Origin of the sequence: Vibrio owensii CAIM 1854 = LMG 25443, assembly GCF_000817815.1 — a bacterium.
Classification (GTDB): Bacteria; Pseudomonadota; Gammaproteobacteria; order Enterobacterales; family Vibrionaceae; genus Vibrio; species Vibrio owensii.
This window is the reverse complement of record NZ_JPRD01000024.1, coordinates 22,930-36,248: the sequence shown is the minus strand read 5'-3', so window position 1 is coordinate 36,248 and position 13,319 is coordinate 22,930. Positions and strand designations below refer to the sequence as shown.

At 43.8% G+C, this 13,319-nt stretch carries 12 protein-coding genes; all 12 read right to left on the bottom strand.

Features of this window, described 5'->3' with window-relative positions; all coding sequences use genetic code 11:
- Positions 1 to 30 precede the first annotated feature (30 nt).
- On the bottom strand, positions 31 to 4,452 hold the full coding sequence (locus tag H735_RS14865; RefSeq protein ID WP_227741536.1) for a DUF6701 domain-containing protein: 4,422 nt from the start codon (positions 4,450 to 4,452) through the stop codon (positions 31 to 33).
- A gap of 8 nt (positions 4,453 to 4,460) precedes the next feature.
- Positions 4,461 to 4,904: an MSHA biogenesis protein MshP gene (locus H735_RS14860; protein WP_020195899.1), complete on the bottom strand. Its 444-nt coding sequence runs from the start codon at positions 4,902 to 4,904 to the stop codon at positions 4,461 to 4,463.
- Positions 4,894 to 5,607: a PilW family protein gene (locus H735_RS14855; RefSeq protein ID WP_020195900.1), complete on the bottom strand. Its 714-nt coding sequence runs from the start codon at positions 5,605 to 5,607 to the stop codon at positions 4,894 to 4,896. The genes H735_RS14860 and H735_RS14855 overlap by 11 nt, the downstream gene beginning before the upstream one ends.
- Complete coding sequence (locus H735_RS14850; protein WP_020195901.1) at positions 5,607 to 6,200, bottom strand: type II secretion system protein; 594 nt, start codon at positions 6,198 to 6,200, stop codon at positions 5,607 to 5,609. Before H735_RS14850 ends, H735_RS14855 begins: the two co-directional genes overlap by 1 nt.
- Positions 6,197 to 6,745 (bottom strand): type II secretion system protein, encoded by a 549-nt coding sequence (locus tag H735_RS14845; RefSeq protein WP_020195902.1) that lies wholly within the window; start codon positions 6,743 to 6,745, stop codon positions 6,197 to 6,199. Before H735_RS14845 ends, H735_RS14850 begins: the two co-directional genes overlap by 4 nt.
- Before the next feature lie 119 nt (positions 6,746 to 6,864).
- On the bottom strand, positions 6,865 to 7,095 hold the full coding sequence (locus tag H735_RS14840) for a type II secretion system protein (RefSeq protein ID WP_020195903.1): 231 nt from the start codon (positions 7,093 to 7,095) through the stop codon (positions 6,865 to 6,867).
- A gap of 71 nt (positions 7,096 to 7,166) precedes the next feature.
- Positions 7,167 to 7,649, bottom strand: coding sequence for a type II secretion system protein (locus H735_RS14835; protein WP_020195904.1), 483 nt, complete (start codon positions 7,647 to 7,649; stop codon positions 7,167 to 7,169).
- A gap of 289 nt (positions 7,650 to 7,938) precedes the next feature.
- Entirely contained in the window at positions 7,939 to 8,400 is a 462-nt protein-coding gene (locus H735_RS14830; RefSeq protein ID WP_020195905.1) for a hypothetical protein, read from the bottom strand.
- A 4-nt stretch (positions 8,401 to 8,404) separates the two neighbouring features.
- A complete protein-coding gene (locus H735_RS14825) occupies positions 8,405 to 9,628 on the bottom strand; it encodes a type II secretion system F family protein (RefSeq protein WP_020195906.1) in 1,224 nt (407 codons plus the stop codon).
- An 8-nt stretch (positions 9,629 to 9,636) separates the two neighbouring features.
- The gene (locus tag H735_RS14820) at positions 9,637 to 11,361 is read right to left on the bottom strand and encodes an MSHA fimbrial ATPase MshE (protein ID WP_020195907.1); all 1,725 of its coding nucleotides are present in this window, start codon (positions 11,359 to 11,361) and stop codon (positions 9,637 to 9,639) included.
- Positions 11,358 to 12,455, bottom strand: a complete 1,098-nt coding sequence (locus tag H735_RS14815; protein WP_042980064.1) for a tetratricopeptide repeat protein — start codon at positions 12,453 to 12,455, stop codon at positions 11,358 to 11,360. Before H735_RS14815 ends, H735_RS14820 begins: the two co-directional genes overlap by 4 nt.
- Positions 12,440 to 13,285 (bottom strand): ExeA family protein, encoded by an 846-nt coding sequence (locus tag H735_RS14810; RefSeq protein WP_027726670.1) that lies wholly within the window; start codon positions 13,283 to 13,285, stop codon positions 12,440 to 12,442. The genes H735_RS14815 and H735_RS14810 overlap by 16 nt, the downstream gene beginning before the upstream one ends.
- Positions 13,286 to 13,319: the final 34 nt, after the last annotated feature.

Below are 13,319 nucleotides of genomic sequence, written 5' to 3'. Positions count from 1 at the left end.
TCCTTACTTAACGCAAGAAACCGAAGTTTGTTATTGTCCGGTTAACCCCGGTTCACCCCGATAAATCACGCGGTCATTGCCACGGTGAATACCAAACGTGACGACTGATGATGGGTTTTCTTCGGCGTTATCGTTGTCCCAATCGTATTTGAGCCATGGGATTGCATTTAGAACACCATCAAGCTGAAGCCACACACGAGTTTGTTGACGGTAAGACTCCGCCTCCATTGCAGTAACTGAACGAGAATAACCTGAACTAACTCGACCACCAGCCCCTAGAGAAACAACTTTAGCAGTATTATCTGTAGGCCAAATATGTACCTGAGAGCCATCTTCAGTTTCCCCAAGTACACTAGTTTGACTATCATCAGAGTTGGCGATAAAACGGCTGCCATTCCAGTATTCAACTCGAAGTGGTACTCGCAATGTCGTACCTTGGTTACCGCCAACATCATCTAGGTCGACACGACCGAAGCGGATGTCAGGTTGAGTAGGCAATAATCCCTCACTATCATCAATAGATACTGGATCCTTATTATGATCCGCAGATTTGATTGATATCGCCGTATCTTTCGCGTTCTCGTTGAGGTTGAGCGGACCATCTGGGTAACTTGAACCTGAACCTTTTAATAGCTCTAACCCATCCGTCGTTGAACCAGTAAACTTACCTAGACTTCTTGAAGTGACATAAGCAGCACCATTATTCACCCAAGTCCCCCTATAGGTTTTGTTCAAAATAAAACGAGACTGATAAGAGCTAGTATCTTTCAAACCAAACTTTGCTTGTAAGCCACTAGAGAAGAAGGCGTAGTTTGTTAAAGCGCCTTTATCCGCATTTAATGCCTCAACATAAAACTCCTCGACGCCAAAGTTTTGTCCCATATAAGCAAAGTTTTCTTTATGTGGGTAAGCCCATTGATTTCCTTTCGCTTCATCAACTCGGAAATACTTAGGGTAGAAACGACCAATATTTTCTTCTGCTGGCGTAATGGTGAAAGCTTTACTGCCGAGATACGTTTCAGGTGGTGTAATCGTAAAATCAAAAGCACCAACTTCGGACACAGTTTGCGTCACTGACCCCGTACCATTATTTAGATTGATATGATCGTATGTGGTCGTCCCTAAAGTGCCAGGAATCGCACTATCAAACTGCGGGTAAGATACTTTATGACTAATCGTTAAACCTGATTGTTGATAGTTTTGTGCAGGCTTCTTGTCATCACCAAATTGGTAAGCCGTCACTTTCATAGTGAACTCTTCTCCAGCAGCAACAAGTTTCTGGTTACAAGAGCCTGAACCACACAAACCACCATCAACCGTCAATTTGAGATATGCTGGGAAGCTAACAAAGCTATTCTGGCCCAAGGAATCACTTTCATCTTTAATTCTTGCCTTCAACGCAACCTTGCCAGCTTCTGGGTATCTCAGGTTGAAGTACGCTTTACCTTGGCTATTAAAATAAACATCCGCGATATCAACATCAGTTGTTCCAACACTAACTTCATCATCACTGAAGTTGCCATCTCGTTTTTTGAAAGAAACGTAAACAGGTACTGATACTGCGTTACTTGTAGGTTCAATTCTTTCGATAGACAGCTGAACATCTCGATTTTCGCCGTTACCGCCTTGTTGACTTGGCGAACTACAAAACTCCAAATAAGGCAAACTTTGATTGCTATATTGTGCCTGTCCTTTGTTATTGAAGAATGGTTTACCAGCAACCTTATCTGGAACCGTTACGCCCAAGGCTGCAGAATTAAATACGATATTACAGTTTTGCTCAAGTAGCGAGCCACCAGCGATACGACACTTCGCACCGTCAAAACCAAACTGCGGAACCGAGCTACTTGCAATTCCAAGTTTTGCTGAACCTGATTGGAATGCTTGTAGCTTCAACGAAACAGAGTCAGAGAACGTAACACGATCTCCCCCTTCCCATTCGACAAGAGAATCTGACTGCGGCAATAAAGAAACTGTCACAGGATCAACCGTTGCTCCCGGGTTCGAGCTCAATACTGAAGATGGGTACGTTTTCGAACAAGAAGCATCCATACACGCTCGTAGTGTTACCTCGGACGCCTGACAAATACTGCCAGTACCAGCGTAATCAAATTCGAAGTGGTGAATGCCTTCCGTTATTTTCTGGTATTTGTCGGCACAAACTTGGAAGTTATCCATTTCGTGTACGTTGGTAATGTCACCAGTCGAGGCGGTAATCGACACTCGAAAATTTTCTGGAGGCGTGGTTTGCCCAAAACCGCCCATAACATCAAATTTGGAGATCAATGTTGTCCAAGAGTTCGCACTACCTATCTTACGCTGAATCGTAATGTAGACTTTACCTTGCTGTTTTGAGTCAATAATAACCTTATATCTGTGTTTTAGATTAGTACGGTTATCTAAGTCACCAACATTATTGTTACCTTTGATATAGCGATAACCTCCCATCCATTGCCCAGAGTTGTTCTTAATCCCAGAACCACGAATTGCGACTGCATTTGGTCTGGATGGTCGATTAGGGGAATCGTCAAAACTACCTTCTCTTGAGTAGTTGCCGTATTCATCAATACCAAACCCAAGCCAACCGCCAGCAAAACCTTGTATGTTAGGTTTCACACCATAGCCAAGTGGACCACCAAATGCACCAGTTTGCGGCGGCACATTAGCATCAGATAAAACCAATGCCACACCATCAGCCCCAGAGCCGGAGTGCGCGTAATGGTCAAACTCCACCTCAAGGTAGTTATCTTTCGAAGGGAACAGATAGTTGTATGCCGATGCTGTTGCTTGATTTCTTTGAGACGAGTTTAAAACGAATCGACCACCAGATGGTGTAGGTTTGATGCTTTGCCCAAAGCCAATAACAGACCAGTTGCTAATATCATTAACATTGAAGTCTTCCATTGGGAGTAAATTACATTGTGTTGGTTCAGGGTCAGGAGGAGGAGTACCACAAAACTCATAGAAGTCATCGTAACCGGATCCTGAACTTACATTAACTGGACATTCGCCTTTTGATTGGGAGCTATTACAACTTGGGTCATTTAACCCACAAAACGCAACCAAATTTCCGTTGTAATAATATGAAGAGTTCAACTGCCCACACAACGTAGAATTGTTAGAAATACTGACATACTCGTTATTAGGAAAACCTACTGCTTTCATGTCAGCAAGAATTTTCGCTCCAGAAAAAGCCATCCCTGTATTTTTGGTACTTACAGTGCCAAAAACAGAGGCATTTGTGACATGCAGATACTTTTTAGTTGATACATCATCACCAACAAATGAGTTGTTAATATTTGCACCATCACCAGAGCTTGATGCTTCTCCACAAATATAGGAGCTATTAACTACGTGAAGGTACTCTTTAACATTAACATCACCTTTAATTTTAGAGTGCTCAATTCGACCACCTTCATTTGCACTAGAAACAGTGCCTGACACTTGTGAAGATTGCACATCGACGTATCCCTTAGCAGCAATATCTCCGCCAATTTGGCTGCTATTAATTGCCATGCTCTGATTGCGCCCTTGAGTATTATCAATATCGCCAGATACACTAGAGTCAGATACACGAATAAAACCTTTGGCGGAGATATCACCAGAAACAGACGAGTTATTTAATACTTCAACCGCAGGGTTACCACTGCTACGAGAGGTAACATCTCCATTCACATTCGTATTATTGAGTTGCACATAGTCTTCAGAAAATATGTATTGATTGATTCTGTAGTTAGTCACTTTTATGGATTCTTTAGCACTAACATACCCAGAAATGAGATGCGCGCTGTTTGACACAGCCAGAATACCACCGCTGGAAGAGGAAATGTGTCCGCCCACCTCACCATTCGTTGTTTTTATCTGATTTCTAGCCTCGATATACGAGCCTACATCAACATTATTCAGTGTCACCCCTCCGGCATAGCTATCAACATAGCCACCAACATCACTGTTGGCACCATTAATGTGTTTTTGAGCTATAACACTTTCTCCAACATTGACATTATCAAATACAACATCATTGTTAGAGCTCCTTATAAACCTAGATACAGTAGCGTCTGTTAAATTGATGTAACCACCATTATCGATACTACCGTAAATATATAAGTTACGAGCACTAAAAGAATTTCGGTCTAGGTTAAGGGAAAGATTCCGATTACTACTACCAATCGTATTATTACCACCAAAAGAAGAATATCGATCCAAATACAGTTGTGATACATAAGGACCGGCAACAATACTATCGCCGTAGTTTAGATTAACGCCTACTGTACATACGTAAGTGGAGTAGTTGTTTGCATAGTAGCCATTATTGGGGCAAGGACTATTCCAAGCCACATATTCATTATCGCTCCAAGACCAACGAGGAGTAAGGTCATACATAACTCCAGCAAGAGATTGAGCAGACAGCAAGCTATATGTGAGAGCCCCAAACATCATTATTTTTTTCATTATTTTATTTACTCCGTAACCCAAATCTCTTGTTGGCGCTGTACTTGTACAACCCCGGAACCACAAATTGCTGTGGCTTGCACTCTGAAAAGAGATTCAGCTTCAGAGGTACCTGCGTTAAAGGTACCGATATTTGAACATGTCATAGTATTGATTAGGCAACCCGAGCCTTGTGTAATCTGTGTAGGAGGAGATGTCTTACCATTTTCAATCTTAGAGCAAACATCAGCGATGACGGAGCCATCTGTGTTTAATGGATAAAGCTGAGTTAGTGCCCACTCATTGGCAGATTGAGCAATAAACCAAGCTTTGGTGCCCAAGAATTCTCTCGTTAATGTACTTTGGTTTGACCAACTTACTCTCATCAAAGAAGCAGCTAAGTACCCCATCACAATGATGACAAACAACACGACAATCAGAACACTACCTTGTTGGACATTTCTACGGAACATTGAGCACCTGCACGTCTTGTTGGTAAACACTACGCTCCCGGTTTTGAGTGAACTCTAAATTGATGTGTACAAGACCACCACGCTGCAGCGTTGGCTCTAGATAGTGCATATCACTTACCGAAGTATCGACACTATCCGCGACTGTAATTCCATTGCGCGTTATTTGATCATTTTCGAAGCAGTAACGTACTTCAGACTTATCTTGATAGACGTAATGACGGCTCGAAATAGAAGAGCCCCCAATCGTACTGGCAGCACCACTAATAACAAAGACATCACCAATTTTGGCTAGATCACCAACATCTAAACTTTGTGAAGAAGAAGGTTGTAGATCTTCATAACGGCTCGGATTAATAACCATCCAAGCGTTAGCAGGCATTGGGTTTAACGTGGCGTCATTGCCCAATAAGAACTCCAAGTCGTTATTTGTCAGTGTGTAGAACCCCGAATACTCAATAGGTACAAACTCTAAACACTTCGTCGTTCCATCAGGCTCATGAAAACTATTCGGTACCGCATGGCGAATTTCTCGAGACATCTTCTCCAGCACAAACTGGGCTTGAGTTTGCATACGTTGTCGGTCAATAGTATCCGCATAACCTTTCATACCAAGCTGAACATAACCCGCAATACCCAGCATGATAAAACTCCCGATCACAATGGTGACGATCATTTCCATTAAGGTAAAACCACGAGCTTTCATCAGTAGTTACCTCTTATGGCAGTGAGTGTTAATGGCTGAGTGTTACTTGCAAAAATAGTAATAGTGATTTTTTTATAGTTAGTAGTGCCTGTCGTTTTCGCCGCAGATAAGTTGTCGTACGCAACTCCGACCTCAACACGGAAATTGCGATATTTATCTTCACCGCTCTTTCCTAACACATCAGCAATACTCCCACGCTTCGCACCTTGGCACTGACCTACCGTCGTCGGTGTACTCCAACAACCAATGTAATCATCCACGTCATTAAAAGTACTCGGATTATTAGAAATTTCGCCATATTTTGTATCAACACCCAATGTTGCCGAACAACTGTTAGAGGGGTTATCTGGATGAGGGTTAGCTTCCTCACAACGAATAACCCCACCATCAAAATCGCTCCACTGGTCAAAGCCACGCGCCAATATTTGCGACATAAAACCCTGCCCTAGGGCTGCTGCACGCATTTGATAATGAGGCATTGCTGAATCACGAATTTGAGGAACTAAAAAAGACGTAAACGCTACCATCGCAATCCCCATAAGAACGATGGCAATGATCATCTCAATAAGCGTCATACCAATGTGCTTTCTCATGAGCATGTCTCCTCCGAAACATAACCCTGAGGATTGATCAATACTCGACACTGGCTTTGACCGTTTTTATCTTGAATAAGAATAGAAATACCAGCAGAGGAAACATTGAGAGGATTACCCAATAGATCAAATTCAATGGGACTAGAGGCACCATTAATAATTGAAAACTGTGCTGAGCTATCGACAACAATATCGCTTCGAGCATCTCGTTCATTACTAACTAGATTGCACGCTGCACTAGATCCGATACAAGTGCTCGTGATTGATAGACAAAAGTTAGTGTAGCTAGAGTCCTCTCCAGCGTTATAGCTACTGGGTAGACATCTTTCAGGATAAGACTTGTTTGGGATATTGATATTCGACTGCATGCGACTCACTTGAACTTGGCGAATCACTGAAATAACCTGCTCTTGAAGAGCGAATGCAGACACACTGCCTTTACCCATAAAACGGCTAGCAGCAAAAAGGGAAAGAATAGATAAGAGAACGATCACTAAGATCAATTCCATCAAGGTAAACCCTAATGCAGAGCTGCGAATTTTCATAACCCAACCTTAGGCTTAGGACAAGCGAAGTAAGTATACGATGAAATTATGAGAATAATGATAGACTTATAAGTTTTAAATTCGAACTGTGAGCAAGTGTACAAATAACCAACAAAAGGCTATTTCTCCCCTTTTGAGCGCTCTAATTCTTCTTCAATTCGATCGTAAGTTTCTTTGTTGCTTAGAGCCTCAGAAACGTGTTCAGCAGTTTGCTTAGTTTGCTCCCACTTTGCTTCATAAGTTTCTGGCTCAAAGCTGATAAATCTTGGTAATACCACATAACCGATCACCCCCAAGATAATCAGCACAACGACAAACTCAATTGCACTAAGACCCGATGATTTGTGCATATGAACTATTCCAAGATTAATCAAAATAAAGAGATAAAGGCCAGACTAGCTGGCCTTTCAGAACTCAAGAATTAACAGTCATCATTTGCAATAACTGTTTTAGCTGCTGAAGCTGCTGTTTTACCTGTAGCTTGGATGTAACCAACGTAACAACCTTTATTTGTAGCTGCGCCCGTTGGATCGAAAACCCAATCATCTCCTGCCTCTTTGCCTTTAAATGTATATACTTTGTCGCTGCTTACAGTAATTTCATCCCAGTCATCAGCAAGTCCCATTACAGCATTTTCCAAGCCAGCCTGAGTAGGGTAACCGTACGCTAGGTCAATACCTTCAACTGACTTACCACTAGCTTCACCTTCAACACCTTCAACAGCAGCTTTACCATATGTAATACCTGCAGCACCATCAATTGCACCTTTCAAGCCTTGTAGTGAAGCTAATCGAGCATCATCTTGCAGGTTAAGGAAGCGTGGTGCTGCAGTTACCGCTAGAATACCTAGGATTACAATTACCACTACCAATTCGATAAGGGTGAAACCACCTTGTCTTTTCATTGTTTACTCTCTCTATGTAAGCATGCAGAGTGACTGCAAAGTTTATCGGTCATGCGACCATTTTGGATGATGTCAAAACGGTGTGGCATCTCAGCGATAAACCAATGTTTATCCATTGAGCCCTTTTTCTACCGCTTGAGCAGAATGACGATTCGCCATTGTTAAGTTAAAGCCGTGCAAAAAAGATATCCCATGTTTGGTTTACTTTTCATTACAACCTTTTGCTTATGGTAATGTTTGCATTATACCGACTTTCATTCCCATTTATAGTACTTAAGTGTCAAAAAATTCACTCCGCCGAAATTTCGACGTCTATTTTCAGGTAATTAGCGTCTGATATAACAACAACTCTCTGTCCATTTTCATAAGTATAGTTACATGTATAACTATTACTTTTAATTGCTCCACGAATTTCTAACAACTCGCTCGCCATAATTTTACGTTGTGGGTAATGGACCGTCAGCCAATAGTCACAATCGAGTGCACCGCTTGTTCTGAAAGGTGATACTAAGCCCCCTTCCGTCATATTGAGCTCAAAACCATCCATTAACAGCAACTTAGGCTCTCCATGAACGAGCCATGCTTGGTGGTATCTTTGCACGCTATCTTGCATCCAAACCTTGGCAAGTTTCGCTCCAGTTTCTTGCGCTTCTTGCTCTATCGGTTTCAACTTTTGCATAAATGCAGCCAGCACAATAATACTGACGACCCCCGCTAAAATAAGCGTCGCTCGACTTTGATTTTCGACCACGCCGTTAGCCGCCTTTGATGATGTCCAGCATCCCCCACATTGGCAGGAAGATACCGAGTGCCAACACCATAACCATGCCTGCTACAATGACCAAAAGTAACGGTTCTATTCGCGCGGTTAGGGTTTTTAAGTCGTAATCCACTTCACGGTCATAGAAGTCCGACACTTCCAATAGCAACTCATCAATACGACCGGTTTCTTCACCGACCGCAATCATCTGAATAACCAGAGGCGTAAAGATCTTACTGTTGATTGCGGTAACTGAAATGGTACTGCCCGCTTCAATGGCCGCTTTCATCTCTAGAATTCGGTTCTCCAAGAACTTATTGCCGAGCGCTTCACCAGCTAAAGCTAATGATTGGTTGAGCGGCACACCGGACTTCAACATCAATGAAAATGTTCGTGAGAATCGTGATAGCTGTGCTCGGTTAACAATGTCACCAACAATAGGCAGCCTTAAACGCAGTTTGTCGAACTTCTCTCGACCATCTGCGGTTGCAACCCAAGATCTGAAAATAATAAATGCACCAATGATGGCAGCAATCAGCAAGCCCCAGTAATTCACAAAGAAGTTCGACGTCGCGATCAGAATTCTGGTAGGCAGCGGCAACTCAACACCAAAGCGTGTAAACATGGAAGCAAACTCTGGGATAACCAGAATGTTCAAAATAAACATTGCGATGGTGATAAACACGATCACAAACGTTGGATAGCGCATTGCCGCTTTGATACGCTTACGCGTTTCCAGTTCTTGTTCGTAGTAGTTTGCTAGCTGTAGCAAGGCTTGGTCGAGGCGACCCGTGTTTTCACCCACGTTGATCATCGAAACGAACAACGGGCTAAACACTTTGGTATGCGGCTGCATCGCGGAGGAAAGGCCGCGACCGTTACTCAACTCAGCTACCACATCTTCTAAAGCTTCTTTGAGCTGTTTGTTCTCACAGTTTTGCAGCAGGCCACGCATTGAACGCAACAATGGCACGCCCGCTTTGGTCAAACTAAATAGCTGACGTGAAAACAGGATAATCACTTCAAGCGGAATCGCAGGCACAAGTAACTTGGATAAGCTGACTTTGCTTTTAACCGCTTCTTTTTCTAATCGCAAGTTTAGAGGAATGATCCCCTTATTCATCAATGCTTCCGCTGCCGCTTCGGAGTTCACCGCATCGACTTTGCCACTGGTTGATGAGCCGTCTAAGGTGCGGCCTTGATAACGAAAAGTTGGCATTTACTTACCTACATGAAAATTGGGGCGGTTTTACCAGAAGCATCACCCTCGCCAAGGGTCATAACTTCGTCCAAACTCACAGTACCTTGCAACGCAAGTTCCATTGCAGAAGCCAATAGCGGCTTGTAGTTTTCTGAGCGGCGCGCTGCTTGAGCAAAGCCCACGGCATCATTCGCGCGTAACTTGTCCATCATTTCATTTTCTAGCTCAAGCATCTCAAACACACCAACTCGGCCGCGATAACCTGTTAGGTTACAGTTTTGGCAACCAGCACCTTTATGGAAAGTTGTTCCTATTTGATTTGGGAAGCGGCCCGCTAACCATTGTTGACGAGATTCATCGAGCACATCGGTGGTTTTACAATCTGGACAGACACGACGAACAAGACGCTGAGCCACAACCGCACGAACCGCACTCGCCACCAAATAACCAGGAGCGCCCATATCAATCATTCGCAGCGCACTGTCTACCGCATCGTTGGTGTGCAAGGTACTCAATACTAAGTGGCCAGTCAGTGCAGCACGAAGGCCAATCTCAACCGTTTCTTGGTCACGCATCTCACCAATAAGGATGATGTCTGGGTCTTGGCGTAGGAAGGTACGTAGCACGCGAGAAAACGTTAGGTCGATCTTGCTGTTGATCTGTACCTGAGTAATACGCGGCAAGCGGTATTCCACTGGATCTTCTGCGGTAATGATCTTTTTGCCCGGCTCATTTAATTCACTTAACGCGCCGTAAAGCGTAGTGGTTTTACCGGAACCTGTTGGACCAGTAACTAAGATCATCCCGTGTGGGCGAGAAAGCTGACGACGAAGGCGAGCGAGTAGCTCAGGTGGCAAACCGGAATCTTCAAGTTTACGCAAACCAGAAGATTGGTTTAGCAAACGCATTACTACTGATTCACCATATTGTGTTGGTAGCGTCGACATACGAATATCAATCGATTGACCACGAACTTTGATATTGAATCGACCATCTTGAGGTAAGCGCTTTTCAGAGATATCGAGATGCGCCATCAGCTTCAGACGCAATACTAACGCTGAGGCAATGTTCACCTCGTTTAGAAGTGTCTCATGAAGGACGCCATCGACACGTTGACGCAAACGCAGCACTTTATCATCTGGCTCGATATGAATATCCGACGCGCCGACTTGCGCCGCATCTTCAAACATGGAGTTAACCAGTTTAACAACGGTAACTTCTTCGCTGTCACCTTCATCAATGCCGTAATCGAAGCCTTCAACGTCTTGATGCTCTGCTTGAAGCTGCTCTGCAAACGAAGCGATCTCTTTGGTTCTACGGTAATAACGGTCAAAACTATCTACTAACTGGCGTTCTGGTGCAATGATAAACTCTAAGTCGTATTGACCAAGAAGGTTCATCAGCGACTCTTGAATAAACAAGTCCGCCGGATCACTCATCGCAACACGTAATGTGTCACCATTACGAGCCACAACCATGGCACGTAAACGACGCGCGTGTACTTCTGGAAGAATTTGCACCGCATCGGCATCAACAGGAGCACGGCTCAAATCAATTAAGGGCAAGCTCAACTGTTGGGACAAGAACTCAAGCATCTGCTTTTCACTGATAAAACCAAGATCAATCAGCGCATCACCCAGTTTTTGACCAGTACTATGCTGAGCGTTCAGCGCCTGCTGAACTTGATCTTCAGAAACAATACCTTCTTCAATTAACAGATCGCCTAAGCGTTTTCTCAACTGAATTTTCATTGCGCACTCTCCAGTTGTTTTAAGATATTCAAGCGATCACGAATAAATGCCTGAGATTGATTTGAAATGCCGACTTTACCAAGTGCTTGCTTATAAGAAGCTATCGCTGGAGTGAAAGCTAATGCTCGCTCTTGTTGAATGGCCAAACCAAGCCACCAGCGCGCATTCTCAGGTTCACGCTGAGTCAATAACTGGTAGCTTTCCAGTGCAATTTCATTTTGCTTTTGCTTTTGGGCCAACGCGGCACGCATGGCTAAATATTCGCGGCTTGGTGCTGGCGGTAAATGCACAAGTGGGCTTAATGCTGCTTCAGCTTGATCCGCTTTCATCAACAGTTTTGATAGCGCAAGGCGCAAGCTTTGGTTATTGGTGTTTAGAGCGATGCCCGACTGTAAGATCTCATAAGCTTTGCGCGTATCCCCTTTTCCAAAATACAGCGCCGCTAACTTCTGACGGGCCTCTAAATTCGTTGGCTGATAGCGAAGTGCTTCATCGAATGCAGACAAAGCCGTCTTCATATCATTCGCATCCATTGCTTTATCTGCACGGGCTAACGCTTTTTCTGCTAACTGTTGATGCGTCAGCTCAACTTGCTCAATACGCATTGAGCTATCTTGTGACACATTCGACGAGGTATTCACATTCTGATTCACGCTCGCCAACAACATCGGTTGTTCTACTGATCGGTTCACTTCTGCGTTAGTAGTGAATTGGTCTGCTTGCGGAGTGGACTTCGTCACAGGCAACTCAATCGTCACCTTTGGTTTATCAATTCTTTGCGTGTACACCACATTATCTAACTGAGGCGTCACTTTACTGGTCGGTGAGTGATTCACTGCCATGATTGGCGAGGTCTCAACGCTGACGGTATTCATTGAAATGTTCGATGAAGATGTGATGTCTTCCATCGGTGCCGGACCTTGAGAGACAGCCCAACCTCCAACAGCAAGGCTCAATGAGAAGCCACCCACTAGCCACAGCCACGGTTTGCTTCGTGTGATTCTTGGAATCTCTGCTTTCGTTAGTGCAGAAGGCGATTCTTTTTCAGCAAGTTCTGATAATGCTTTATTGATGGCACTCAAGGCTGACTCCATCCCCAAAATTTGGGAGTTTTAAACTTAGGTTTACGCGCATCGAAAGTGTCATGCATTGCAACGTAAACGTGTTGATTCTTTAATAAGGTGCAACGGTCATTAAACGCCGTCAGCAAGGCTTTATGGCTGATTTGGTTGATCAATCTTGGGATACCCATCGCCGAACGCCAAATGGCTTTTTTCTGCTCTATAGAGAAGATATGCGCCCCATTTCCCGCTTTGTCTAAACGGTTATTGATGTAGGCGACGCCCTCTTCAATCGAGAGAGGACGAAGTTGGCAACTAAACGTAATTCGCTGACGGAACTGTCTTAATTCATGAGTGCCAAGTCGCTCATCCAATTCAGGTTGACCAAACAAGACCAGTTGAATTAGCTTGTCTTGTTCCGTTTCCAAATTGCCGAATAAACGCAGCGTTTCCAGAGCTTCTGATGACAATGCCTGTGCTTCATCGACAATCAGTACGGTCTTTTTACCTACCGCATGAATTTGAATTAAACGCTCTTGAATCAGCGAAACCACCTTGAGGGGGTCACTATCTTCAATACCCAACTCACGAGCGACCGCAAACTGTAACTGCTCACCATTTAGAACAGGGTTGGGTAAGTAAACGAGTTCCACTTCAGATTCGATTTGCTCGATTAACTTACGACAAACCATGGTTTTGCCCGTACCAACCTCTCCGGTCACTTTAATCACCCCTTCACCCATTTTGACTGCAGCCATAATGGTTTGAATAGCCTCGTAGTGAGGCACTAACCCCAGAAACATTTCCGTATTTGGGGTCAGTGAAAAAGGTTGAACTCGAAATCCAAAATGCGACAAGTACATAGTCGAATCACAAAACCACGTTTAACGACAGTTC

What these genes read in the sequence shown, in the direction of transcription:
- H735_RS14820 (WP_020195907.1), bottom strand. Translation starts at nt 11,361, where the DNA reads ATGAAAATTCAGTTGAGAAAACGCTTAGGCGATCTGTTAATTGAAGAA.
- H735_RS14850 (WP_020195901.1), bottom strand. Translation starts at nt 6,200, where the DNA reads ATGAGAAAGCACATTGGTATGACGCTTATTGAGATGATCATTGCCATC.
- H735_RS14860 (WP_020195899.1), bottom strand. Translation starts at nt 4,904, where the DNA reads ATGTTCCGTAGAAATGTCCAACAAGGTAGTGTTCTGATTGTCGTGTTG.
- H735_RS14835 (WP_020195904.1), bottom strand. Translation starts at nt 7,649, where the DNA reads ATGAAAAGACAAGGTGGTTTCACCCTTATCGAATTGGTAGTGGTAATT.
- H735_RS14855 (WP_020195900.1), bottom strand. Translation starts at nt 5,607, where the DNA reads ATGAAAGCTCGTGGTTTTACCTTAATGGAAATGATCGTCACCATTGTG.
- H735_RS14815 (WP_042980064.1), bottom strand. Translation starts at nt 12,455, where the DNA reads ATGGAGTCAGCCTTGAGTGCCATCAATAAAGCATTATCAGAACTTGCT.
- H735_RS14810 (WP_027726670.1), bottom strand. Translation starts at nt 13,285, where the DNA reads ATGTACTTGTCGCATTTTGGATTTCGAGTTCAACCTTTTTCACTGACC.
- H735_RS14840 (WP_020195903.1), bottom strand. Translation starts at nt 7,095, where the DNA reads ATGCACAAATCATCGGGTCTTAGTGCAATTGAGTTTGTCGTTGTGCTG.
- H735_RS14865 (WP_227741536.1), bottom strand. Translation starts at nt 4,452, where the DNA reads ATGAAAAAAATAATGATGTTTGGGGCTCTCACATATAGCTTGCTGTCT.
- H735_RS14825 (WP_020195906.1), bottom strand. Translation starts at nt 9,628, where the DNA reads ATGCCAACTTTTCGTTATCAAGGCCGCACCTTAGACGGCTCATCAACC.
- H735_RS14845 (WP_020195902.1), bottom strand. Translation starts at nt 6,745, where the DNA reads ATGAAAATTCGCAGCTCTGCATTAGGGTTTACCTTGATGGAATTGATC.